This is a genomic window from Nocardia sp. NPDC005825 (assembly GCF_040630175.1).
GTDB lineage: Bacteria > Actinomycetota > Actinomycetes > Mycobacteriales > Mycobacteriaceae > Nocardia.
Map to the genome: position 1 here is coordinate 599,648 of NZ_JBEXXC010000002.1, position 24,269 is coordinate 623,916.

The window sequence follows — 24,269 nt, forward strand, 5'->3', positions numbered from 1 at the left end:
ATAGCCGCATGAAAACTCTTGTCGCGCAGTAAAACCACATCCTGGTCGGTCCGTGGCGGTTTCGCGCGAAAATGTGGCGCCCGGACGGTAACGATGGCAAGAATGGTGGCGTGACCGCCGGGGGACGGTGACACGTGTGCACAGCCAGGCTGCCCCAACCCCATCGACCATGAGGACACCCCTTGAGCGACAGCACCTTCGCCTTCGACGAGCAGCTGCCCCGCGTCCCGCTGCCCACCCTGGAGGAGAGCTGTACCCGCTTCCTGCACTGGTGCGCGCCGCTGCTGACCTCCGACGAGTACGCGGCCACCGCCGCCACCGTCGAGGACCTGCTGCGCCCCGAGGGCCCCGCCCGCACCCTGCACGCGGATCTCGAGCGCTTCGACGCCACCCCGGGCGTCGGCAGCTGGCTCGACGAGTTCTGGCCCTCCCGCTACCTGGGCCGCCGCGACCGAATCGCGTTGAACGCCAACTTCTTCTTCCTGTTCCGCGATGACACCGCGCTGGCCTCCTCCACCGGCTCCGAGCAGAGCGAACGTGCCGCGGCCCTGATCTCGGCGGCGGTGAACTACAAGCTGCGCCTGGACGCCGAGGAGATCCCGCCCGCCACCCAGCGCGGCACGCGACTCAATATGGCGCAGAACAAGTTCCTGTTCTCCGAAACGCGCATTCCCGGCGCACCGCAGGACACCGTGCGCGTGCCCTACAGCGACGACTGGCCCGGGCACTCCGACGCCCGCCACATCGTTGTCTTCTACCGCGGCAACATGTTCCGGATGGACGTCATCGGCGCCGGCGGTGTCCCGCACACCCCCGAGGACCTCACCGACGGCCTGCGGGCGGTCATGAAGGCCGGGGCCCGCCGGGCCGCCACCAACTCCGCCGCCGGGCACCTCACCACCATGGCGCGCGCCGACTGGGCCCCGCTCTACACCGCCCTGCGCCCCGCCAACGCCGCGGCCTTCGAGACCATCGAGACCGCGCTGTTCTGCGTCTGCCTCGAGGACTTCGCGCCCCGCGACACCCTGCACGCCTGCGACCAGCTGCTGCACGGTGACAGCGGCAATCGCTGGTTCGACAAGGCGGTGTCGTTCGTCGTCTTCGCCGACGGCGAGGCCGGCATCAATGTCGAGCACTGCGGCCTGGACGGCACCACCATCCTGTCCTTCGTCGACACCCTGCTCGAAGCGCCCGTCGGCGACCACGCCGCGCAATCCGGCGCGCAGGCGCAGGGCCTGCCCGCCGTCGAACCCGTCGAGTTCACCTTCGGCCCCGAGGCCCGCACCGAGATCGCCTCCGCCGCCGCCTCGTTCGCCCAGTTCGCCGCCGACACCGCCACCTCCACGGTGTCGTTCGACTTCGGCACCCAGCGCGCCAAGAAGCTCGGCATCTCCCCGGACGCGCTGGCCCAGCTGAGCTACCAGCTCGCGCACCGCCGCAGCAAGGGCCTCAACGGGGCGACCTACGAGTCCATCGCCACCCGCCAGTTCCGCAACGGCCGCACCGAGGCCATGCGCGTCATCACCCACGAGATGCTGGATTTCGTTGCCGCCATGGAGGATCCGGCCGTGGACCGGGACCGCAAACTGGTGGCCCTGCGCACCGCCGCCGAGGCGCATGTGCGCCGCGCCCAGGAATGCCAGCGCGGCGAGGCCCCCGAACAGCACCTGTGGGAGCTGCAGTGGATCCAGCGCCGTCGCGGCGAAGAGCTCGGCGCGACCGAGGCGATGCCGTTCTTCGACAGCCCCGGCTGGACCGTCACCCGCGACGACTACCTGAGCACCAGCTCCGCGCCGTCGGTCAACATCCAGTACTTCGGTTTCGGCTCCACCAGCCCCAAGTGCATCGGCATCGCCTACGTGCTGCTGCCCGACCGCTGGAACCTCTACCTGGCCACGCCCAAGCACGTCGCGCAGCAGATGCACGAGTTCGCCGACCAGCTGCGGGTGGCCGTGGCCGAACTCACCGAACTGCTCACCGTATAACCGATTGCGGGGAGTGTGCGCTCGTCTGAGAGAATCACTCCCCGTGAAATCTTTCGAAGCCCTGTTCGCCGAGCTGCAGGATCGTGCCGCCAACCGCCCCGAGGGGTCGGGCACCGTCGCCGCCCTGGACGCCGGCGTGCATGCGCAGGGCAAGAAGGTGCTCGAGGAAGCCGGCGAGGTCTGGATCGCGGCCGAGTACCAGAGCGACGACGAGCTCTCCGAGGAGATCTCGCAGCTGCTGTATTGGGTGCAGGTGCTGATGGTGGGCCGCGGGCTGCGGCTCGAGGACGTGTACCGACATCTGTGACGCACCGGTCGCTCCGCACACCCCGTGCGGAGCGGCCGTTTCGTCCCCCGTCGGCCCCGTCTTCCCTTCCCCTTCCGAAAGGACCTCCCCATGCTTCGCGTCGCAGTCCCGAACAAGGGCGCCCTGTCCGAATCCGCCGTCGGCATCCTCACCGAGGCGGGTTACCGCAAGCGCACCGACTCCCGTGAACTGAGCGTGCTCGACCCCGTCAACCAGGTCGAGTTCTACTTCCTGCGGCCCAAGGACATCGCCATCTACGTCGGCTCCGGTGAGCTCGACCTCGGCATCACCGGCCGCGACCTGGCCCTGGATTCCGGTGCGCCGGTGCAGGAACGGCTCGCCCTGGGCTTCGGCCGCTCCACCTTCCGCTACGCCGCCCCCGCCGGGCGCGAATGGAAGGTCGAGGACCTGCAGGGCAAGCGCATCGCCGCCTCCTACCCGAACCTGGTCCGGGGCGATCTGAAGGCGCGCGGCCTCGAGGCCGAGGTCATCCGCCTCGACGGCGCGGTCGAGATCTCCATCCAGCTCGGTGTCGCCGACGCCATCGCCGACGTGGTCGGCTCCGGCCGCACCCTGCGCCAGCACAACCTGGTCGCCTTCGGGGAGTCGCTGTGCGACTCCGAGGGCGTGCTGATCGAGGCCAAGGGCGCGGACCAGAACGACAAGGCCCGCAACCAGCTCGTCGCCCGCATCCAGGGCGTGGTCTTCGCCCAGCAGTACCTGATGCTGGACTACGACTGCCCCAAGGCGCTGCTGGATCGGGCCGTCGAGATCACTCCGGGTCTGGAGTCGCCGACGGTGTCCCCGCTCACCGATCCCGACTGGGTCGCGGTGCGCGCGCTGGTGCCGCGCAAGAACGGCAACGAGCTCATGGACCAGCTCGCCGACCTGGGCGCCAAGGCCATCCTGGCCACCGACATCCGGTCCTGCCGCGCCTTCTGATCCCGCCGCCGGGTCAGGCCGGGCCGGGTTCCGGCTCGTCCTGACCGGACGGGAAAGGCGGTGGCGTGCCGCCGAATTCGGGGCATAGTCGCTTGAAATCGCAGTACTGGCACATCCAGCCCGGGCTGGGCGGGAACTCGCCGGTCTCGGCGGCGGTGACGATGGCCGCCCACAGCGCCGACAGGATCCGCTCGAAGCGCAGCAGCTCGTCCGGATCCGGGGCGTAGGTCAGGGTGACGCCGTCGGCCAGGTACATCAGCCGCAGCTGCGCCGGGGCCCGGCCCTGGGTGCGGAGCAGGACCAGGGCGTAGAACTTCAGCTGGAACAGCGCCCGGGTCTCGTACGCCAGGCCCGGGGCGCGGCCGGTCTTGTAGTCGATGACGTGCAGCTCACCGTCGGCCGAGCGGTCGATCCGGTCGACGATGCCGCGCAGCGGGGTGCCGTCGGGCAGATCGGCCTCGATGAAGGTCTCGCACGACTCGGGCTCGAACCCGGCCGGATCCTCCAGCCGGAAGTACACGTCCACCAGCTTGCGCACCTCGGCCAGGAACCCGGGCAGCTCCTCGTCCGGGATCAGCGACTCCACCTCGGGCCGGGACTCGCGCACCCCGGTCCAGGCGGGTTCGACGAGCGCGGCCGCGGCCGCCACGTCCCGCTCGGTGGCGGGCAGCCCGAACAGCGCCTCCAGCACGGCGTGCACCACCGTGCCGCGCACCGCCGCCCGCGAGGGCGGCTCGGGGATCTGATCGATCACCCGCAGCCGGTACTTGAGCGGGCACTGCTTGAAATCGATTGCACGCGAAGGGGACAGCGCGGGTCCCCGCGGCGCGAACCGCTCTGTCTCCGGGGTACTGATCGCGTCGACCGACATACCTGGCAGGCTAAACGCAGGCACCGACAAGGTGCGCACGAATTCGCCGCAGCACAATCGCAGCGACGCACGTTTCACGACAGCACGCAGAACGGAGTTTCATGACGGCCAGACGGACCGGCCCTTTCCAGATCGGTGACCGGGTACAGCTGACCGACGCCAAGGGGCGCAAGTTCACGGTGATCCTGGAGGTGGGCAAGGAGTTCCACACCCACGCCGGCCACATCAACCACGACGACCTCATCGGCGCCGACGAGGGCTGCGTGGTGAACTCCGCCAAGGGCACCCCCTACCTGGCGCTGCGCCCCCTGCTCACCGACTACGTGCTGTCCATGCCGCGCGGCGCGGCGGTCATCTACCCCAAGGACTCCGCCCAGATCGTGCACGAGGGTGACATGTTCCCCGGCGCGAAGGTGCTCGAGGCCGGGGCCGGGTCGGGCGCGCTGACCTGCTCGCTGCTGCGCGCGGTCGGCCCCGAGGGCAAGGTCATCTCCTGGGAGATCCGTGAGGACCACGCCGAGCACGCCGTCAAGAATGTCGAGCGATTCTTCGGCGAACGCCCCGAGAACTGGGAACTGACCCTGGGCGATGTGACCGAGTACGCCGGCGAGCAGGTCGACCGGGTGGTCCTGGACATGCTCAAGCCCTGGGAGGCCCTCGAGGCGGTCTCCAAGGCGCTGATCCCCGGCGGTGTCTTCCTGGCCTACGTGGCCACCACCACGCAGCTGTCCGAGGTGGTCGAGGGTCTGCGCCGCCAGGGCTGCTGGACCGAGCCCACCGCGTGGGAGTCCATGGTCCGCCCGTGGCACGTGGTCGGCCTGGCCGTGCGCCCCGAGCACCGCATGCAGGGCCACACCGCCTTCCTGGTGAAGGCCCGCCGCCTGGCCGAGGGCGTCACCGCGCCGCGCCCGCAGCGCCGCCCCTCCAAGGGCTGATTCGAACGCACTGATGGCACCTCGGCGCGGGCAGTCACGTGATGCCCGCCCCGGGGTGCCATCGGTTTGCCGGCCGCCCTTACTGGCAGGCGGCGCGGGCCATTCCGAGGACGGTGCAGGCGCCCGCGTCGGACAGCTTCCAGGCGCCGTCGGCGTACTGGAACGACATCGGGACGTCGGGCATCGTGCCGTGCGGGGAGGTCACGCCGACCTTGGCGTCGGCCTTGGCGCCGTCCTGTTTGATCTCGCCGACGGCGAAACTGACCTGGTAATGCGCGAGTCCCTGGTTCATGGTCTCGATATTTCCGAGACGCTTGTCGCCGTCGACGACTAGTTTGGCTTTGTCGGCGGCCGGTTTTGCCGGGTCGGCGAAGGCCGTGAGGACGCTCTGCAGGCTCTCCGCGGTCGGCGCGGGCGCGGCGGCGGCCGAAGACACGGACGTATTCGTGGGCGAAGAACCCTTGTCGTCGGAGCTACATGCGGTCACAGTTGCGGTAACGGCCGCGAGGGCCGCGACGGTAGCCACGGAAACACGAAGCGTCCGGGAGACGTTGCGCATACCAGGAGTACGACTGGTGGGAAGGAGCATCAACGGCACCTTTCGGCTCGGGTCGGCGTTAACTCGCCGGAAACAGGTTAGGGCAGGCTAACATGCCTGTCCGGCCCGTGGGCCGCAGCCTAGATGTGATCACGACGAAACCATGTCGGAAAGCGGGAACGGTTAGAGCCCGGTAGCGTTGATAGACCGGGACTGGGAGGAGCAGCATCATGAGCCCCATCGAACATTCGGATTCGGCAGCCTGGAGGGAACTCGAGGCCGTACGTGCCGAGGCAGCTGCACTCCGGAGGCAACTCGCCGACACGCCCGATCGCACACGGGAATTGGAAGCGCGTGTTGATTCGCTGACGATTCGCAACACCAAGTTGATGGACACCCTCAAGGAAGCGCGCCAGCAACTGGTCGCTCTCCGTGAGGAAGTGGATCGCCTCGGCCAGCCACCTTCGGGCTACGGCGTTCTCATCGGTGTGTACGACGATCAGACGGTCGATGTGTTCACCTCCGGACGCAAGATGCGGCTGACCTGTTCGCCGAACATCGACACCACCACCCTCACCTACGGCCAGACCGTTCGCTTGAACGAGGCGCTGACCGTGGTGGAGGCCGGGCACTTCGACGCCATCGGCGAAATCGGCACGCTGCGTGAGATTCTCGACGACGGCCGCCGGGCCCTGGTCGTCGGGCACGCCGACGAGGAGCGCGTGGTCTGGCTCTCCGGTCCGCTGTCCGCACTGGTGGACGTGGACGACCTCGAGGACCCCGATCGCCCGATCCGCAAACTGCGCCCGGGTGATTCGCTGCTGGTCGACACCAAGGCCGGCTTCGCCTTCGAGCGGATCCCCAAGGCCGAGGTCGAGGACCTGGTGCTGGAAGAGGTCCCGGATGTCAACTACGAGGACATCGGTGGCCTGTCCCGCCAGATCGAGCAGATCCGCGACGCCGTCGAATTGCCGTTCCTGCACAAGGATCTGTTCCGCGAGTACGCGCTGCGCCCGCCCAAGGGCGTGCTGCTCTACGGTCCTCCCGGCTGCGGTAAGACGCTGATCGCCAAGGCCGTCGCCAACTCGCTCGCCAAGAAGATCGCCGAGGCGCGCGGTGAGGATGCCAAGGAAGCCAAGTCGTTCTTCCTCAACATCAAGGGCCCCGAGCTGCTCAACAAGTTCGTGGGTGAGACCGAGCGCCACATTCGGATCATCTTCCAGCGGGCCCGCGAGAAGGCGTCCGAGGGCACCCCGGTGATCGTGTTCTTCGACGAGATGGACTCCATCTTCCGCACCCGCGGTTCGGGCGTCTCCTCCGACGTGGAGACCACCGTTGTGCCGCAGCTGCTCTCGGAGATCGACGGTGTCGAGGGCTTGGAGAACGTCATCGTGATCGGCGCCTCCAACCGCGAGGACATGATCGACCCCGCGATCCTGCGGCCCGGCCGCCTGGACGTGAAGATCAAGATCGAGCGGCCCGATGCCGAAGCGGCGCAGGACATCTTCTCCAAGTACCTGACCGAGACGCTCCCGCTGCGCTCCGACGATCTCAACGAGTTCGACGGCGACCGCGGCAAGTGCGTGCAGGCCACCATCGAACGCGTGGTGGACCGCATGTACGCCGAGAGCGACGACAACCGCTTCCTGGAGGTCACCTACGCCAACGGTGACAAGGAAGTCCTGTACTTCAAGGACTTCAACTCCGGCGCCATGATCCAGAACATCGTGGACCGGGCCAAGAAGTACGCCATCAAGTCGGTCCTGGAAACCGGCAACCCGGGTCTGAGCATCCAGCATCTCTACGATTCGATCGTGGACGAGTTCTCCGAGAACGAGGACCTGCCCAACACCACGAATCCCGATGACTGGGCTCGCATCTCGGGTAAGAAGGGCGAGCGCATCGTCTACATCCGCACCTTGGTGACGGGGAAGAACGCCAGCGCCAGCCGTGCCATCGACACCGAGTCCAACACGGGTCAGTACCTGTAAGGTTCGGAAAAGCCAAGAGGCCCTCCTCCTTTCGGAGGCGGGCCTCTTCGTCTGCGCGGAAGTCGCGGCCGGGGCTCAGCTTCCGGGGATGAAGCCCGGGTAGACCCAGTGGCTGACCCCGCCGCCGGGGGCCAGGTAGCCGGTGACATTGGGGTAGTTCATCGGCAGCCGCTTGAGCTGGTGCGGGTTGCCGTCGGCGTCGGCCTGGAAGCAACTGGTGGTGACGCCGTGGAAGCCGGAGCACACGATCCGGGTCGAATTGCCGAAGGGCGAGGTCAGGCGGGCCCGGTCGACCAGGGGGTTCCAGTAATCGAGGTCGGCGGGAGTGAGGAAGTTGTGCGCTTCGAAGACGTAGATCGGGCTGTTGGGCTGCTGCACCGGCCACTCCTCGGCAGCCGCGGAGCCGGTGCCGAGCGTGAGCCCGGCCCCGGCGACGACGGCCGCGGCGGTCAGGCGGGTGACGGTGCGGGCGATCGTTTTCATGTACCCCTCCATGGAACGTCGATAGACACTGCGCGCATCAGTATCACACCAGCGCGCGGTCCTCGGTCCAGTCCACGTGCAGGCGGCGTTCCCGGAACAGCCAGCGCTCGCCGTCGCGGGCGAAGGTGTCGGCGTAGCGGATGTTCATGACGAAGATCCGGGGACCGGTGGCGTCGTCGTAGACATGGGAAGCGGTGCAATACGTCTCGCCGCGGACCGCGTCGCCGGCGAAGTCCAGCAGCTGATTGGCGATGAGGTGCTGGGTTGCGCGGTAGCGGTCGAGGGGTTTCATGGCCGCCTCGATCTCGGCGCGCCCGCGAACTGTGGTGGCGGGCCGGCCGGTTCCCCAGTCGATGACCAATGTGCCGTCCTCGGTGAAGAGTTCGGCGATGGCGGCGTCGCGGCGGCGATCGGCATGGGCCGCGTAACGCTCGGTCAGTTCGCGCAGGGCGAGGCGGTCGGGGAGATTGTCCATATCCCTTCCTAACGCTCGCTCGGTCGCCCGGTATTCGATCTTGCCCACTGGCCGGGAAACTGTTCCCCAAATGTCGCCGTGTTTTACCTGCCCGCCATCGCCGGAGGTGGACCATCAGGAGATGGCGAATGTGCGAGCGGCGCTGGTGCAGACGAGCTGGACCGGCGACAAAGAGTCGATGATCAAGGCGCACGAGGATTACGCGCGTCAGGCGGCGGCGGCCGGGGCGAAGGTGATCTGCTTCCAGGAGTTGTTCTACGGGCCGTACTTCTGCCAATTGCAGGACACCGCGTTCTACGACTACGCCGAATCGGTGCCGGGACCGACCGTGGAGCGATTCGCGGCGCTGGCCCGCGAACTCGGCCTGGTCATGGTGCTGCCGGTGTACGAGCAGGAACAGCCCGGCCTGCTCTACAACACCGCGGCGGTGGTCGACGCCGACGGCCGCTATCTCGGCAAATACCGCAAACACCACATTCCGCACGTGAACGGGTTCTGGGAGAAGTTCTACTTCCGGCCCGGAAATCTGGGCTGGCCCGTTTTCGATACCGCGGTCGGCCGGATCGGCGTCTACATCTGCTACGACCGGCATTTCCCCGAGGGCTGGCGGGCGCTGGGCCTGGCGGGCGCGGAGATCGTGTTCAACCCCTCGGCAACCTCACGCGGCCTGTCGAGTTATCTGTGGAAGCTCGAACAGCCCGCCTCGGCGGTGGCCAACGAATACTTCATCGGGGCCATCAACCGGGTGGGCATCGAGGAATACGGGGACGACGATTTCTACGGCACCAGCTACTTCGTCGACCCGGAGGGCCAGTTCGTGGGGGAGGTGGCCTCCGACACCGCGCCCGAACTGCTCGTGCGCGACCTGAACATGGACCTGATCAAGGTGGTACGCGACCGCTGGGCCTTCTACCGCGACCGCCGCCCCGACGCCTACGGAAAGCTGGTGGAGCCGTGAGCATCACCTTCATCCACGGCGGAACCGTGGTGTCCGCCACCGGAACCCAGCTCCTCGACGTCCTCATCGACGGCGAAACCATTGCCGCGGTGATCCGGCCGGGCGCCACCGCGCTCGGCGCCGATCTGGCCGCGGCCGCCGACACCGTCATCGACGCCACCGGCAAGTACGTGATCCCCGGCGGTGTCGACCCGCACACCCACATGCAGCTGCCCTTCGGCGGCACCGAGGCCTCCGACACCTTCGAGACCGGGACACGCGCCGCGGCGTGGGGCGGCACCACCACCATCGTCGACTTCGCGGTGCAGAAGCCGGGGGAGCGGGTGCAGGACAGCCTGGCGCTGTGGCACGAGAAGGCCGACGGGCGCTGCGCCATCGACTACGGGTTCCACCAGATCGTCGGTTCGGTGGACGCCGAATCCCTGAAGGGCATGAGCGAATTGGTGGCCGAGGGCGTCACCAGTTTCAAACTGTTCATGGCCTACCCCGGCGTCTTCTACTCCGACGACGGGCAGATCCTGCGCGCCATGCAGACCGCCGGTGACCTGGGCGCGATGCTGATGATGCACGCCGAGAACGGGATCGCCATCGATGTGCTCGTCGCGCAGGCCCTCGCTCGCGGCGAGACCGCCCCGGTGTATCACGGACTGACCCGGCCGTGGCAGATGGAGGAGGAGGCGACGCACCGCGCGATCATGCTGGCGCAGTTGACCGGTGCGCCGCTCTACGTCGTGCACGTCTCCGCCAAGCAGGCCCTGGAACAGATCGCCGAGGCGCGGGGCAAGGGGCAGAACGTGTTCGGCGAGACCTGCCCGCAGTACCTGCACCTCTCCCTGGAGGAGAATCTGGCCGCACCGGGATTCGAGGGCGCGAAATGGGTGTGCTCGACCCCCTTGCGCGCCCGCGCCGAAGGGCATCAGGACGAGCTGTGGCGCTACATCCGCACCGGCGATGTCTCCACCGTGGCCACCGACCACTGCCCGTTCTGCATGAAGGACCAGAAGGAACTCGGGCTCGGCGATTTCAGCAAGATCCCCAATGGGATCGGCGGTGTCGAACACCGCCTCGACCTGATGTTCCAGGGCGTCAAGGACGGCCGGATCTCGCTCGAGAAATGGGTGGAGGTGTGCTGCACCGCCCCGGCCCGGATGTTCGGGCTGTACCCGCGCAAGGGCGTGATCAGCCCCGGGGCGGACGCCGATGTGGTGATTTACGATCCGAACGGGCACACCAGCATCGGGGTCGGCAAGACCCACCACATGAACATGGATCACTCGGCCTACGAGGGCTTCGAGATCGACGGCCACGTGGACACCGTGCTCGCGCGCGGCCGGGTGATCGTCGACGGCGGGCAGTATCTGGGCAGCGCCGGGCACGGCCGATTCCTGAAACGCGGTCTGTCGCAGAGTCTCATCTGACCATCGGCTTCGAGGGGAGAGTTCCGGCATGGACATCGGTGTGGTGTTGCAGTGCAACCCGCCCGCCTCCCGGGTGATCGAACTGGCCAGAATCGCGGAGACGCACGGGTTCTCGCACGTGTGGACCTTCGATTCGCACCTGCTGTGGCAGGAGCCGTATGTCATCCACAGCCAGATCCTGGCCGCCACCCGGCGTGTCGTGGTCGGGCCCATGGTGACCAATCCGGCCACCCGGGACTGGACGGTCACCGCGTCCACCTTCGCCACCCTCAACGACATGTTCGGCAATCGCACCGTCTGCGGGATCGGCCGCGGTGATTCGGCCGTGCGCACCCTGGGCGGCCGGCCCGTGAACCTGGCGACGCTGCGCGAATCCATCGGCGTCATCCGGGAATTGGGCAATGGCCGCAGCGCGCGGATCGGGGACACGGTGATCCACTTCCCGTGGGCGAGCGAGTCGCGGTTGCCGGTGTGGGTGGCCGGATACGGGCCGCGCGCCCTGGAGCTCGCCGGGGAGGTGGGCGACGGGTTCATTCTTCAGCTCGCCGATCCCGACATCACCGCCTGGACCATCGCGCGCGTGCGCGCGGCCGCCGAACGCGCGGGCCGCGATCCGGGCGCGATCACCATCTGTGTGGCGGCCCCGGCCTACATCACCGACGGCACGCCGGCGGCCCTGGCCCACGCGCGCGAGCAGTGCCGCTGGTTCGGCGGGATGGTCGGCAACCATGTTGCCGAGATCGTGGCCCGCTACGGCACGCACTCCGAGGTGCCCGCCGCGCTGACCGACTACATCGCGGGCCGCCACGGGTACGACTACAACGAGCACGGCCGGGCCGGGAACACCCACGCCGATTTCGTGCCCGACGAGATCGTGGACCGGTTCTGCGTGCTCGGCACCTCCGACCAGCACCTGACCCGCCTGCGGGAACTCGAGGCGCTGGGCGTCGACCAGTTCGCGGTCTACCTGCAGCACGACGCCAAGACCGCGACCCTCGACGCGTACGGCGAATCGGTCCTGCCGCGCCTCGCGCCCGCGACCGATGCCACAGTCCACGATTGATTGTGATGTAGATCACACTTTTATCAAACCGATATAAACGCAGATGAAACGCGTTCTACCGTGTAACTCCGGTCGGGTTGCTGAAAGTTCCCCGGACAAAGGCCTTCCCTTTGATTGTGAACCGTGGATGATTCACATACCCGACATGTCATGGATAGATGAGGAGTAGCAAGTGACCGGATCCGCTGAGGATTTCCTGGCTGCAGTTCTGATCAAGACCATCACGGGTCTGTTCAGCGGCAGCGCCGGTGGTAGCACCCAGCCGACCGCCTGAACGTAGCAAGAAACCGAGGGCCCATCGAATCGCGCGGGATTCGGTGGGCTTTCGGCATTTCCGCGGCAGCCTCCCGCGTTCTCGGGGTGTCATGTCGTAGCTTGATCACTCGTGAGGCAGCTGACCGCAACGATCGTGGTTCTGAGTCTTTCGATGACCCTGGGGCAGGTCTCCGCGAGAGCGGAGACCGATTCGCAGCCGCCCGGGGTGGTGGCGCCGTCCGCCGGGGTACCGAATCCGCTACAGCAGTGGATCGAAGAGCATGTGCCCGCGCCGCTGAACCTGGTTCCGCGCGCGTCGCGGCCGGTCGCGGCGCCGGAGGATCTGCCGCCCGAGCTGACGGCGTTGTGGAACGCCGTGCAGTCCCCGCCGACCGGGGATCCGCTGTTCGACGCCTGGCCCGCCGATCTCGCCCGCTACGAGCCCGGTGAGATTCTGGAGTGGCGGGACGTGACGGACTCGGCGCGGCCGACCATGCTGCTGCTGAACCTCACGGGTATCTCACGCGCCACCCTGCTGAAGTTCCGCACCACCAACTCCGCGGGCGAGCCCTCGATCGGCACCGCCACCCTGGTCCTGCCGCCGAAGGAATGGGCCGGGCCCGGGCCGCAGCCGGTGCTGGTGAACGCGCCCGCCACCAATTCGCTCAACAAGCGGTGCACCCCCGGGTACGTGATGGCCCACGGCATGGAAGTGCCGACCGGCAACGACTTCACGCCGTCACCGACCACCTGGGCGCTCGAGCACGGGTACGCGCTCATCATTCCCGACCACGAGGGGCCGCTGATGGCCTACTCGGAGCCGTCGGTCGCGGGGCACAATGTGCTGGACGCGATGCGCGCGGTGCGCGGCTTCGCCCCGGATCGGTTCGGCGGCAGTCGTTTCGCCTCGACCGGCTACTCCGGCGGAGCGATCGCGTCGAACGCCGCGGCCATGCTGGTATCGGACTACGCACCGGAGCTGCTCCCGTATTACGCGGGTGCGAGCTTCGGGGGACTGGTCAGCGACTATCGCCGCTTCGCCCACACCTTCGACGGCTCCTACATCTCCGCGTTCCTGCTCAGCACCGTGCTCGCGCTCGGCCGCGAGCACCCGGAGATCCTCGGCCTGATGAACCACGCGGCGCAGTGGCTGGCGACCTCGCCGATCAAGGACAACTGCAGCGGCAGTTTCGGTGCGCTCGGGATCGCGCCCATCCCGGTCGACATCATGGCCAAGGTCGACAAGCCCCTCGACAGCGCGGCGGCCGAATCGGTGTTCCAGCAGCTGAGCATGCAGGGCCGGAAATCGGGTGTGCCACTGTTCATCTACCACGGTGTCCACGATCCGTGGGTTCCGGTGTCGGAGGCCGAGGAACTGTGGCGCGAGCAGTGCGGGCTGGGGGTGGCGGCGACGAAGAACATCGTCGGTGGTGAGCATCTCGCCGCCTATGTCAGCTCCTACCCCGCGACCATGGACTGGCTGGATCAACGCCTGCGCGGCGAGCCCGCCGCGGGCAACTGCGCCGCGCCCGCGGGCGGCCGGTGACGCCGGTTCAGCGCAGCAGATCGCCGATCAGCACCCGGGTGTCGGGGACGAACGGCCAGTGCGGGTCCTCCAGATAGGAGCGCAGCTCCTCGTCGCTCCACCACCAGCCGTCCACGATCTCCTCGGGCTGATGGGTGATCGGGCCGTCGTAGCGCAGCTCGTAGGCGAACAGGTGACAGCGCATGGGCCGTCCCTCCCATTCGCCGTCCCAGGCCGCGGCGGCCAGCGGCAATGGCCGGTCGTCGTGCGGTCCCAGCACGATGCCCAGTTCCTCGCCCAGTTCGCGGACCGCGGCCTCGGCGGGATCCTCGCCCGGTCCCAGCACCCCGCCGGCCAGGCAGTCGTGCATGCCCGCGAAGACCGCCTTGGTGTCGGTCCGCTTGTGCACGTACACCTTCGACCCGTCGAGCGAGCGCACCAGCACGCCTGCGCTGGCATGCCAGAGGCCCCGCTCGTACACCGCGGCGCGCTCCTGCGCGCCGACCTCGTGTCCGACCGCGTCGTACACCGCGATCATCTCCGGCATCCGGGCCCTCCTCGCTGTCGCGCCGCGGGACCCGGCGCTCTGAACAGCACTTTATCGATGCCGCCGGGCGGGCGAGCGGTACGGTCGAGTATCGCGGCGCGCCGCGGTTCCACCCGCTGTCGCGAGGGCGCCGCCGGGGCCCGCGTGGCGGCGTAGCCTCAGGGGCGCAACCGTTTTCGTCAGGGAGGACGAGACCATGCCACTGCCGCGGACACTGGCGAGGATCAATCGCCGGATCAGTAATCCGGTGCTGGGGATCGCGGCGCGCGTCACGCCGCTGTTCGGGGTCGTGGTGCACCGGGGGCGCAAGTCGGGACGGGTGTACCGGTCTCCGGTCATGGTCTTCCGGCGCGAGGACGGCTACCGGATCGCGCTGACCTACGGGCGGGACGTGGACTGGCTGAAGAACATTCGCGCCGCGGGCAGCTTCGAGTTCGAGACCCGCGGGCGCACCGTCACCCTCACCGATCCGGTGCTCGGGCACGACGCCAGCGCGTCCTGGGCGCCGCCGCTGGTGCGGCAGGTGCTGGTGGGCCTGAACGCGGCGGACTACGTCCAGGCCCGGCCCGTGGACCGCTGACAGGAGGCATGCTCGAAATTTGCCGGGGGTGGTTCGGGGCGAGCCGGCGACCGTTCAGCGCACCCGGAGTCGGATGATGACGCAGCCCTGCCGCCAGCTCTGGTAGGCGTCGGCCCGATTCGGAGTGCCGTCGGCGTCGAATCCGATCCCGTTGAATTTCGCCCACTGCTTGTTGTGGCGGGCGATGGCCTCCGAGAGCCGGATGACGGTGTCCTCGTCGGCGAGCACCTCCGCGTCGGCGGTGTGCTTCGGGCCGCCGAACGACACTTCCAGGGGGACGTCCTTGCGGATATTGCTCACCCAGGGGTGCTTGGCGGTGCCGATGAGGATGTCGCCCTCGTGGTGGGTGTAGGCCAGCGGCACGTCGTATCGCTTGCCGGACTTGCGGCCCACCACGTGCAGGACGCACAACCGCTTGCCGACCTGGCCGGACAGGACCGGCGCGCGCAGCAGGCCGCGGATGAAGACATTGAGCAGGTTCTGATACCCGCGGATGGGCTCGGGGCCCGTGGTGCTGGGGGTTCCGTAGGGATTGGTGGCAGGCTTCTGGTCGGTCACGCCGACCTCCTTCGCTGAAATGCGTTGCACGGCAGTCACACCCGGCATCGAGTATAGGCTTCGCAGTCGAGCCGGCGCCGGAGCGTGCCGGGACACCGGCCCCGGCCTACCCGATGCCCTCGGCGTAGACCCGGTTCGGGTCGGCGGCGGCGACTCGATGGCGTTCGGCGTCGAACGGCGCGGTGGCGCGTCCGAAATTTGCTCGAAAGAAGCTGTAGATTTCGAGTGTTCGCAGCATGATCCGGTGGCGAGGAGCGCGCGTTGACCGATGTGGTGGATCGACCGGCCCGGTCGAACGGTGGTGGACGGCATGCCAAGCCCGTGGAGCGGCCGCCGTTCGCCTGGCTGACCGTGGCCGCGGTCGCGGTGCCCGCAGCCGTGGTGCTGCTGCTGTCCGCGCGCCGCTACGGCTACTTCGGCGACGAGCTGTACTTCCTGGCCGCGGGCCGCCGCCCGGCGTTCGGCTATGCCGACCAGGGTCCGGTGCTGCCCCTGCTGGCGCGGCTCATGGACACCATCGCGCCGGAGTCCTACTTCGTACTGCGGCTGCCCGCGGTCGCGCTGACGGTGACCGCGATCGTGTTGTGCGCCCTGCTGGCCCGCGAGTTCGACGGCGGCCGCTGGGCGCAGCTGCTGGCGGCCATCGGCTACGCGAGCTCACCGTTCCTGCTGTTGCAGGGCACCATGCTCACCACCAACGCCGTCGATACCGCGCTGTGGGTCATCATCACCTGGCTGGTGGTGCGCTGGGTGCGGACCCGCAACGATTGGCTGCTGCTGGCCGCCGCCCTCGTCACCGCCGTCGACATGCAGGTGAAGTGGCTGATCCCGTTCTTCTGGATCGCCGTCGTGATCAGCAGCATGCTGTGCGGGCCGCGGGAATTGGTGCGCAGGCCGCTGTTGTGGACCGGCGGCGCGATCGTGGTGCTGGCCACCGTGCCCGAACTCGTCTGGCAGGAACGCCATGGGTGGCCGCAGCTGAAGATGGGCGGGGTGATCGGTTCCGAACAGGGGATCCTGGGCGGGCGGCTGCTGTTCCTGCCCATGTCGATCAGCCTGGCCGGATACCTCGGAGCGCTGCTGCTGTTGTGGGGATTGTGGGTGCTGCTGCGCTGGGATGTGCTGCGGCCCTACCGGTTCCTGGGTGTCACGCTGCTGCTGTTGTTCGCGGCGTTCCTGATCACCGGCGGGCGGATCTACTACGCGGCGGGCATGTACGCGGTCATGCTCGCGGCGGGCGCGGTCGGCGTGGTCGGCACCGCCGAGCGCATCGCACCGCTGTGGCGGCGGGTGCTGACCGCGGGCATCGCCGTACTCGCCGTGGGCGCAACGGCTTTCACGCTGTACTCGACGCCGTGGCGGCCCGCCGAGGAGGTGCATCCGCCCAAGGACGATGCCGAGGCGGCGATCAATATCGGCGTCTACGGGTCCTTCGGCTGGCACGAACTCACCGACGAGGTGACCCGCGCCTTCGACGCGCTCAGCCCCGCCGAGCGTGAACGCGCCGTCATCATCACCGACACCTATTGGCAGGCCAGCGCTCTGGACGAGTTCGGCCGCACGCACCTGCCGCCGCTCTACAGTCCCAGCCGCGGCTTCGGCTACTTCGGGACCCCGCCCGACGACGCCTCGGTGGTGCTGGCCGTGGGCGGCTACGAGGCGGTGCTGCGCAGCCAGTTCGAGCACGTCGACCCGGTCGGCAAGGTCGACACCCGCCTCGGGTTCAAGGGCAACACCCAGGACGTCACCATCTGGAAGTGCTCGGGCCGGAAGAAGCCGTGGTCACAGGTGTGGCCGCAGTGGATGCACCTGTGATCGGCCGGACCACCGCCGCCGCGGCCGCCTCGCGTTCGCGGCAGGTGCGCACCGCTTCTGCCAATCGCGGGAGCGGAGCGACCAGTTCGTCACTCAGCGGACCGTGCAGGCCGAGCTGACAGAGCACGCCGGTGGCGGCCAGGATGGTGCGACCGATCGGCGCGTACTCCGGCGGCGTGGTGAGGTGGCGCGACACATTGGACAGGCTCGGTTCGGTGGCGCGCCGCACCTGGGCGCGCAGCCACGCCTGGGTCAGGTGGGCGTCGCGGTGCCGGTACAGGTCCACGATCGGGTCGACCATGCCGACCAGGTCGGCGATCGCGAATTCCCGTTCCGGGCGCACGAATCCGTGCGTGCGCAGCGCCGCCTCCAGGTCGGCGGGGCCGCCGTTGAGGGCCGCCTCGCCGATATCGCCCACCAGCGTGGGGAATTCGGCCGGGAACGGTGAGCACGCGCCGAAGTCCAGGACGCCCAGGCGGCCGCCGGGCAGCATCCGGAAATTGCCCGGGTGCGGATCGGTGTAGAGCAGCCCGGTCCGCGCGAAACTCGCCATGACGAACCGCGTCACCAGCAGTCCTGCGCGAGTGCGCTCGGCGGGCGTGCCCGAGGCGATCACCCGGTGCAGCGGGACCCCGTCGAGCCATTCGGTGACCAGCGCGTCGCCCTGCTGATCCACCACCGCCGGGATGTGGAAGTCGGGGTCGCCGGCGAAGGCGGCGGCGAAGATCCGTTGCGTGGCCGCCTCTTCGGCGTAGTCGAGTTCCGCGCCGATGCAGGCGGCGAACGCCTCGGTCACCGCCCGGGTGTCGAGGTCCGGGGCGAAGACCTTGGCCAGCGGCGCGAGCCGGCGCATGTGCTCGAGATCCGTCGCGACCGCCGCCCGCGCCCCGGGATACATGAGCTTCACCGCGACCCGTCGCCCATCCGGCCACACCGCGCGATGCACCTGTCCCACCGAGGCGGCGGCCGCCGCGCGAGTGTCGAACTCGGCGAACCGATCCCGCCACCGGTCGCCCATCGACGCCGCCATGGCCCGGTCGACCGCGGCGGGCAGCATCGCGGGCACCGAATCCTGGAGCCGCGTCAACGCCTCCCGATACGGCTCGCCCAGCTCCGGCGGCAACGCCAGTTCGTAGAGCGCCAGCAGCTGACCCAGCTTGGCCGCGACGCCCTTGAGTTCGCCCAGCACCTCGAACATGTGCTGGGCGGTGCGCGCCTGGATATCGAGTTCGACCTCGCGGGACGGTGTTCCGAGCGCCCGCCGCCCGAGCCCGCCCACCCGGCGCGCGGCATAGGCCACCGGCAGCGCGGTGATCTTGGCGGTGCGGGCCGCGGAACGGGTCGGCAGGCCGTCGGCCGAGCCGGTCGAGCGGCGGCGCGCCCGCCGGAAACCGCCCTGGCGCGGTTCGAGCATCGAGAACCTCCGAAACGTCGAGAGCCTCACTGTGTCACGGGGTCGATCTTCGCGGCTGGGCGGCGGTGACCGCAAGGACCGGCGACCGCGACGGGGCTAGCGCCCGAACGCCGCGGCCGGACCGAGCGGCACCACCAGCGCGGACGGGTACGCGGCGGTCCGCTGGATCTGCTGTGAGGTGCCCAGCAGGCGGCCCAGATCGGCCGGGTTCGGGATGGTCGACGGGAACGTGCCGCTGGCGATGCGCAGACGCAGCGCGTGGCCGGGTTCCAGCCGGTGGAAGGCGGGGCGGATCTTGATCTCCATCCGTACCACGTCGCCGGGGGAGAGCAGCTGCTCGTTCTCCTTCAGCACGGTGTGCTCGGGCGCGTACACGGTGCCGTCGCCGCCGCGCCAGGTCTTGCCGTCGTCGAGGGTGCGCTGACTGGCCAATTGCGAACCGCCGGTGATGTTCACGGCCGTCCCGTCCGGCGCGACATCGTCGAGCCACACCTGGAAGGCGGCGTCGGAACCGGTGGAGGAGGCGTACAGGGTGACGGCCGACGGCCCGGCCAGCATGGTCGGCTCGGTCACCGGGTCCATGGTGTAGCGCAGTCCGGCGGTCGGGTTCTGTACCCACTCGGTGCACGGATTGGAGACGGTGAAGACCCGGAAGACGAAGTCGAACAGGCCCGCCGCCCACTGGCCCAGAGTCTCGCGGTTGCAGATGTTGTCGATTCCGGTGTAGGTCAGCCGATCCGAGGCGTCGACGGCCGTCGGCCTGTCCGCGACCAGGCGGTCGCCGTCGAAGTAGCGCTGCTCGACGGTGGTCTGCTCGAACGGATAGCGCGCGGTGTCGGCGGCGGTGTTGTTCGCGTCGATGACGTGCAGTGGCGTACGGGTCTCGTCGACGCCGTTGGGAATGTCCTTGAGCCACCGGTCGAACCAGGCCAGGGTGATCTGGTCGGTGTCCATCCGCGAGCCCGGGCCCAGGCCCAGGCCGACGTGATACCAAGGGCCCATGAGCAATTGGTAGCGTCCGTCGGCCTGCTGATCGGCGGCCATCGGGGCGAACTGGTCACGTCCGGCGGCCAGGTTCTGCAACTGCGCGTAATTGCGCACCGCGCCTTCCTGATACAGGTCCCACCAGCCGTCCACCTGGTACATGGCGATGCCGTTGTCGACCAGGTTGTGCAGGTCGGTCTCGAAACGCCGCTCGCGCCACCAGGAGTTGTCGTAGGCGGTGGCGCCGCCGGTGTAGGCGTCGAAGAGCAGTTTCACGGTGCTGGTGTCGGGGCCGACCAGGGCGGCGAGGTGATCGCCGAGGGACTTCAGGAAGGTCTGCGGCGACAGCGGCGCGGTCAGGAACGGGCCGATCAGGCTCAGGTAAGGGACCATGAGCGAGATGACGGTCAGCAGCAGCGGGCTCATCATGCCGTCGTGATCGAGCACCTCGTCGAAGATATTGTTGGGCACCGCGAACGGCACGATCGCCTTCAACGGTGAATCCGGTCCGATGGTCTCGGCGGTGCGCATGGCCGACAGGCCCGGGAACGAGTAGCCGTACATGCCGACCTTGCCGTTGGATCCGGGCAGCTTGGCCGCCCAGTCCACCAGTTCCACCCCGTCCTTGCCGTCCTGCTGCGACGCGGGACTCCACGCGCCGGTCGAGCCGCCGGTGCCGCGCACGTCCGCGGTCACCTCGATGTAGCCGTGCCGGACCAGCATGTCCTGCATGGAGGTGGCCTGATTGATGACCCGGCGGGCGTCCTTCAGCTGATCGGGCAGCTGGATGTGGAGTTCGTCGATGACCGAGGTGATGGCGGCGGTCAGCGCGCTGGCCACCGCGCCGTAGGTGGTGAAATTGACGACCACCGGGAACTCGCCCGCGGCCCGCTGCCCGGTCGCCGGATCGGTCGGATACCGCACCTCGGCCTGCAGCTGGGTGCCGTCGGCCAGTGAAACCACCTGTCCCAGGTGATAACCCACTCCGTACCGCGCCGGCGTGGGCTGGTAGTCCGAGGGCAGGCCGAAGTTCGCGGGCGCGTCGGGCACCGGCCCGAACACGGGCGCGGCCCCCGTCGGCGTGGTGGCGGCGATGGTCATGGCCAGCGCGGAGAAGCCCGCCACGGCCCAGGGGGCCAGGCGGCAGCGGCGCGGCCGGAAGGTGCTACTCAACGAAGTACCTCTGCGGATGGTCGGGAGGTCCCGGCGGGCGCGGACCGGATGCCGCGCCGCATGACCTCGTCGTCGGTGTTCAGCACACCGCACAGTGCCCGCGCGCCGGTATCGGCAATCGCCAAGAGTGTGGCGGAGGGCATTGTGCAGCCGACCAAACCCCGGGGCGGCCGTCTCCCGGGTGTGCCGGGGCGACCGCGACGCGCTGCAGGCAGTGGCCGGCGCGGCGCAGCCGGCGGGGAACTCTCGGGTCCGGCCGCGTGCCGGCCGCTCGGGCGGTCGCGAACTACGGTGCGAAGCAGGCGGTTTCGAGGCGCCGTGCGATGCGGGCGGCCGAGAGGGTCATGGCGTCGGTCGGGCGGTGCGGATCCAGGCCGGTCAGCTCGTGCACGCGGGCCAGGCGGTAGGTGACGGTGTTGCGGTGGACGTTGAGCAGGCGGGCCGTGGCCAGCTGGTTGAAGCCGGTGTCGACGAAGACGTCCAGGGTTTCGGTCAGCACCGTCTGGCTGTCGAGCGGCTCCAGCACGGCCGCCAGCCCGGGGCGCGCGGAACCGCCCGCGGCGACGGTGTATTCGAACATCAGGTCCGCGCGGCGGCACACCGGCTGCGGGCGTCCCAGGCAGCGGCCGAGCTCGGCCAGCGTGCGCGCCTCGGCGAACGCTTCGGGGATCGCGGCGCGGCTCGCCGCGGTGGCGACGCCGACCCAGAAGGGGGCGGGCGCGGCCGAACGCGGCTGCTCGGATTGTGCAGTCTGCCCCAGCGCGAGCCGGCCGGGTCCGGGCAGGCGCGCGGTGAGCGCCGCCAGGGTCGCCGTGCCGTCGTCGCCGGGGTGCAGCGGCAGCAGGGCCGTCCAGCCGCCGCTGTCCAGACGCAGGAACACGCCCGGGACGGCTTCGACGCGGTGGCGCAGTTCGCTCGAGTCGCCACCACGCGCGGACCCGAGCCGGAAGGCGGCGAGCAGGAACGCGTCGGGCACCGCCACCGCGGGTTCGCCCGCCCACTCGACGGGGTCGCGGCCGGTGAGCAGCGCGTCGGCAATGGCGCGGCGGCGTTCCAGCAACTCCCAGCGCGGGTCGTGGGCGCGCTGTACGCAGGCGGTGGCGATGCGGGTGGTGAGCAGAGTGATGTAGCGCAGCAGGGAGATCGCGGCATCGTCGAGGAGCTCGCGTTCGGGTCCGTGGGCGGTCTCGCGCACCCGCGACCAGATCAGCTCCGCGCCCAGGCTGTAGCGCTCGAGCACTTCCTCGAGGGTCTCGCCGTCGCGGATGCGGCTCACCGCGATCTGCACGACCTCGGCGGTGTCCTCGGGCGAGGGCGGCACGCCGGTGCGCAGGAACTCGAAGAACAGGTCCACGTTCAAGGCCGTGCCGCGCTCGAAACCGCTGGTCACCAGGGATTCCGGGAGCTTGGGGTAGGGCGGCGCGAGAGCGGGGAATTCCGCGCGCGCCACGACAGCGCGTCGGTACAGCTCCTCGAGCGTCCGATCCCGTAATCGCGCGTGCATAACTCTCCTACTACCCGTACAGCGACTCGATAGTAGCGGCGTAGGTGATAGCTATGGGTTTGCGCCGGAGTTTTCCGGTCGCCGTGAGGTGATCGGAGCCCGGGGCCCACACGTCCGGCAGCACCGCGAATCTCTTGATCTGCTCCACCCGTGAGAGCTTGTCGTTCGCCGCGTCCACGCCTTCCTGGAGGGTGGCGAGCACGCGCGGATCGCGGGCCAGGGCGGTGATGTCCCGCTCGGTTAGCTGGTGGCGTTCGGCGAACGCGGCGGCCAGGTCGGGGTCCAGGCAGATGAGCGCGGTGTTGTAGGCGCGGCCCTCGCCGATGGCCACCACCGCACCCGCGAGGGGCGTGTGCTCGGTGACGGCGTTCTCGATATTGGTCGGCGACATGTTCTTGCCGGCCGCGTTGATGATGAGTTCCTTCTTGCGGTCCACGATCCGCAGGAAGCCCTCGGCGTCGAGTTCGCCGATATCGCCGGTGTGCAGCCAGCCCTCGGCGTCCACGGTCTCGGCGGTCTTGGCGGGCTCGCCGCGGTAGCCGCGCATCACGCTGCCGCCGCGCACCAGCACCTCGCCGTCGTCGGCGATGGCGACCTCGGTGCCGGGGAACGCGGTGCCGACGGTACCGATCTTGATGTGCGCCGGGCGGTCCATGGTCGCGCCCGCGGTGCACTCGGTCATGCCGTAGCCCTCGCACAGCGGCAGGCCCAGGCCGAGGAAGAACTCGTGGGTGTCCTTCGGGATCGGGGCGGAGCCGGTGACGGCGATGCGAATCCGGTCCAGCCCCAGCTGCTCTCGAACGGCCGACAGCACCAGGCGATCCGCCAGCCGGAACTGCCAGGTGTCCAGGACGTTCAGCGTGCGTCCGTCCGACGCCGCGCGGGCTCGCGCCCGGCCGCTCGCTATCGCCCAGGCGATGAGGCGGCGTTTGATCGGGCTCGGTTCGGCGGCGAAGCGTTCCTCCAGCGCCGCTTTGACTTTCACCCAGACCCGCGGCACCCCCATGAACACCGTCGGATGCACCTCCGACAGCGCCGCGGCGACCTGCTTCAGATCCGGGCAGGTGGTGATCTCGCCGCCGGTCAGGATCGAGAGATAGTGCGAGAGCCAGCGATTGGCGGCGTGTGCGTCGGGCAGATAGGAGATCACCCGGTCGGCGGGGGAGCCGCCGCCGAACTCGTCCACCACGCGGGCATTCTCGAGGAAGTTGGTGTGGGTGAGTTCCACACCCTTGGGCGGGCCGGTGGTGCCGGAGGTGTAGACGATGGTGAGCAGATTCTCGGGAGCCACGGCGCGCCAGGCGGATTCGAAGTCGAACCGGTCCGGCGCGGTGGCCTCGATCTCCGCCAGCGCGACGCACCCCGCGAGCGCCTCGTCGACACAGATCACGTGTTCCACGGTCGCGCCCTGGGCGGCGGCCAGCGCCACCGCGGCGCGGACCTGCGGCGCGAACCGCGCCTCGCAGATCACGGCCCGGTTGCCCGCATTGGTGAACTGGTAGGCCAGCACCTCGACCGGATTGGTGTTGTACACCGAGAACGGGGTCGCGCCGGTGTGCAGGATCGCGGTGTCGCACAGGTGGAATTCGGGCCGGTTGGTCATCATCAGCGCCACCGTGTCGCCCCGGCCGACGCCGAGCGCGGCCAGACCGCCGGCGATGGCGCGCACCCGATCGGCGTACTCGCGCCAGGTGACGGACACCGCGCCGCCGAGCGTGCGCAACGCGACCGCGTCCGGATAGCGGGCGGCGGTGGCCTGGAACGCCTCGACCATGGTGCGCGGGGCCGTTCCCGCTACCGATGTTGAACTCACGGTTTCCAGCAGATCGCACACTATGCGGGGTGGACCAGGGGCAATGGAGAAGAACTGTGACCGGTGATTTGTGCAGTGTGCCAAATGCGAGGGAGCGGGCAAGACGGGTCGGAGCCGTCGGTCCCACACCGATAT

At 69.0% G+C, this 24,269-nt stretch carries 22 protein-coding genes; 11 read left to right on the forward strand and 11 right to left on the reverse strand.

Going from position 1 to position 24,269, the window contains the following annotated elements; translation table 11 throughout:
• Positions 1-182 precede the first annotated feature (182 nt).
• From ABZ382_RS07420 to hisG, 3 genes are all read left to right on the forward strand, one after another.
• Entirely contained in the window at positions 183-1,985 is a 1,803-nt protein-coding gene (locus tag ABZ382_RS07420; protein WP_357085379.1) for a choline/carnitine O-acyltransferase, read from the forward strand.
• Between the two features lie 43 nt (positions 1,986-2,028).
• Entirely contained in the window at positions 2,029-2,292 is a 264-nt protein-coding gene (locus ABZ382_RS07425; RefSeq protein WP_357085381.1) for a phosphoribosyl-ATP diphosphatase, read from the forward strand.
• Between the two features lie 90 nt (positions 2,293-2,382).
• Positions 2,383-3,234, forward strand: a complete 852-nt coding sequence (gene hisG / locus ABZ382_RS07430; RefSeq protein WP_357085383.1) for an ATP phosphoribosyltransferase — start codon at positions 2,383-2,385, stop codon at positions 3,232-3,234.
• Between the two features lie 13 nt (positions 3,235-3,247).
• On the opposite strand, the gene ABZ382_RS07435 is transcribed toward hisG, so the two are convergent.
• Positions 3,248-4,105, reverse strand: coding sequence for a RecB family exonuclease (locus ABZ382_RS07435; RefSeq protein WP_357085385.1), 858 nt, complete (start codon positions 4,103-4,105; stop codon positions 3,248-3,250).
• A gap of 101 nt (positions 4,106-4,206) precedes the next feature.
• Here ABZ382_RS07435 and ABZ382_RS07440 point away from each other — a divergent pair, with 101 nt between their 5' ends.
• A complete protein-coding gene (locus ABZ382_RS07440) occupies positions 4,207-5,040 on the forward strand; it encodes a tRNA (adenine-N1)-methyltransferase (protein WP_357085387.1) in 834 nt (277 codons plus the stop codon).
• A 79-nt stretch (positions 5,041-5,119) separates the two neighbouring features.
• Here the strand turns inward: ABZ382_RS07440 and ABZ382_RS07445 are convergent, their stop codons facing one another.
• Positions 5,120-5,476 (reverse strand): hypothetical protein, encoded by a 357-nt coding sequence (locus ABZ382_RS07445; protein WP_357085389.1) that lies wholly within the window; start codon positions 5,474-5,476, stop codon positions 5,120-5,122.
• Between the two features lie 332 nt (positions 5,477-5,808).
• Here ABZ382_RS07445 and arc point away from each other — a divergent pair, with 332 nt between their 5' ends.
• Positions 5,809-7,569, forward strand: coding sequence for a proteasome ATPase (gene arc / locus ABZ382_RS07450; RefSeq protein ID WP_357085391.1), 1,761 nt, complete (start codon positions 5,809-5,811; stop codon positions 7,567-7,569).
• 75 nt (positions 7,570-7,644) lie between these two features.
• Here arc and ABZ382_RS07455 read toward each other — a convergent pair whose 3' ends face one another.
• Together ABZ382_RS07455 and ABZ382_RS07460 are read right to left on the reverse strand one after the other, a co-directional pair.
• On the reverse strand, positions 7,645-8,052 hold the full coding sequence (locus tag ABZ382_RS07455; protein WP_357085393.1) for a hypothetical protein: 408 nt from the start codon (positions 8,050-8,052) through the stop codon (positions 7,645-7,647).
• Positions 8,053-8,095: 43 nt separating this feature from the next.
• On the reverse strand, positions 8,096-8,527 hold the full coding sequence (locus ABZ382_RS07460) for a nuclear transport factor 2 family protein (protein ID WP_357085395.1): 432 nt from the start codon (positions 8,525-8,527) through the stop codon (positions 8,096-8,098).
• A 121-nt stretch (positions 8,528-8,648) separates the two neighbouring features.
• On the opposite strand from ABZ382_RS07460, the gene ABZ382_RS07465 reads away from it, so the two are divergent.
• From ABZ382_RS07465 to ABZ382_RS07480, 4 genes are all read left to right on the forward strand, one after another.
• A complete protein-coding gene (locus ABZ382_RS07465; RefSeq protein ID WP_357085397.1) occupies positions 8,649-9,485 on the forward strand; it encodes a nitrilase-related carbon-nitrogen hydrolase in 837 nt (278 codons plus the stop codon).
• A complete protein-coding gene (hydA, locus tag ABZ382_RS07470) occupies positions 9,482-10,903 on the forward strand; it encodes a dihydropyrimidinase (RefSeq protein WP_357085399.1) in 1,422 nt (473 codons plus the stop codon). Before ABZ382_RS07465 ends, hydA begins: the two co-directional genes overlap by 4 nt.
• Positions 10,904-10,931: 28 nt before the next feature.
• Positions 10,932-11,966, forward strand: a complete 1,035-nt coding sequence (locus ABZ382_RS07475; protein WP_357085401.1) for a TIGR03842 family LLM class F420-dependent oxidoreductase — start codon at positions 10,932-10,934, stop codon at positions 11,964-11,966.
• A 385-nt stretch (positions 11,967-12,351) separates the two neighbouring features.
• On the forward strand, positions 12,352-13,767 hold the full coding sequence (locus ABZ382_RS07480) for a lipase family protein (RefSeq protein ID WP_357085403.1): 1,416 nt from the start codon (positions 12,352-12,354) through the stop codon (positions 13,765-13,767).
• Between the two features lie 7 nt (positions 13,768-13,774).
• On the opposite strand, the gene ABZ382_RS07485 is transcribed toward ABZ382_RS07480, so the two are convergent.
• Positions 13,775-14,293: an NUDIX domain-containing protein gene (locus ABZ382_RS07485; protein WP_357085405.1), complete on the reverse strand. Its 519-nt coding sequence runs from the start codon at positions 14,291-14,293 to the stop codon at positions 13,775-13,777.
• A 196-nt stretch (positions 14,294-14,489) separates the two neighbouring features.
• Here ABZ382_RS07485 and ABZ382_RS07490 point away from each other — a divergent pair, with 196 nt between their 5' ends.
• On the forward strand, positions 14,490-14,873 hold the full coding sequence (locus ABZ382_RS07490; protein WP_357085407.1) for a nitroreductase family deazaflavin-dependent oxidoreductase: 384 nt from the start codon (positions 14,490-14,492) through the stop codon (positions 14,871-14,873).
• Positions 14,874-14,927: 54 nt separating this feature from the next.
• On the opposite strand, the gene ABZ382_RS07495 is transcribed toward ABZ382_RS07490, so the two are convergent.
• Both ABZ382_RS07495 and ABZ382_RS07500 read right to left on the reverse strand, forming a co-directional pair.
• A complete protein-coding gene (locus ABZ382_RS07495; protein ID WP_357085409.1) occupies positions 14,928-15,431 on the reverse strand; it encodes a nitroreductase/quinone reductase family protein in 504 nt (167 codons plus the stop codon).
• Between the two features lie 106 nt (positions 15,432-15,537).
• On the reverse strand, positions 15,538-15,669 hold the full coding sequence (locus ABZ382_RS07500) for a hypothetical protein (protein ID WP_357085411.1): 132 nt from the start codon (positions 15,667-15,669) through the stop codon (positions 15,538-15,540).
• 32 nt (positions 15,670-15,701) lie between these two features.
• Between ABZ382_RS07500 and ABZ382_RS07505 the strand changes: the two genes are divergently transcribed.
• Entirely contained in the window at positions 15,702-17,246 is a 1,545-nt protein-coding gene (locus ABZ382_RS07505; RefSeq protein WP_357085925.1) for a glycosyltransferase family 39 protein, read from the forward strand.
• Here ABZ382_RS07505 and ABZ382_RS07510 read toward each other — a convergent pair.
• The 4 genes from ABZ382_RS07510 to ABZ382_RS07525 form a co-directional block, all read right to left on the reverse strand.
• Entirely contained in the window at positions 17,176-18,660 is a 1,485-nt protein-coding gene (locus ABZ382_RS07510; RefSeq protein WP_357085413.1) for an AarF/ABC1/UbiB kinase family protein, read from the reverse strand. The genes ABZ382_RS07505 and ABZ382_RS07510 overlap by 71 nt on opposite strands.
• Positions 18,661-18,756: 96 nt before the next feature.
• Positions 18,757-20,817, reverse strand: a complete 2,061-nt coding sequence (locus ABZ382_RS07515; RefSeq protein ID WP_357085415.1) for a CocE/NonD family hydrolase — start codon at positions 20,815-20,817, stop codon at positions 18,757-18,759.
• A gap of 286 nt (positions 20,818-21,103) precedes the next feature.
• On the reverse strand, positions 21,104-22,321 hold the full coding sequence (locus ABZ382_RS07520; protein WP_357085417.1) for a helix-turn-helix domain-containing protein: 1,218 nt from the start codon (positions 22,319-22,321) through the stop codon (positions 21,104-21,106).
• Between the two features lie 10 nt (positions 22,322-22,331).
• Positions 22,332-24,095, reverse strand: a complete 1,764-nt coding sequence (locus ABZ382_RS07525) for an AMP-dependent synthetase/ligase (protein ID WP_357085928.1) — start codon at positions 24,093-24,095, stop codon at positions 22,332-22,334.
• Positions 24,096-24,269 lie beyond the last annotated feature (174 nt).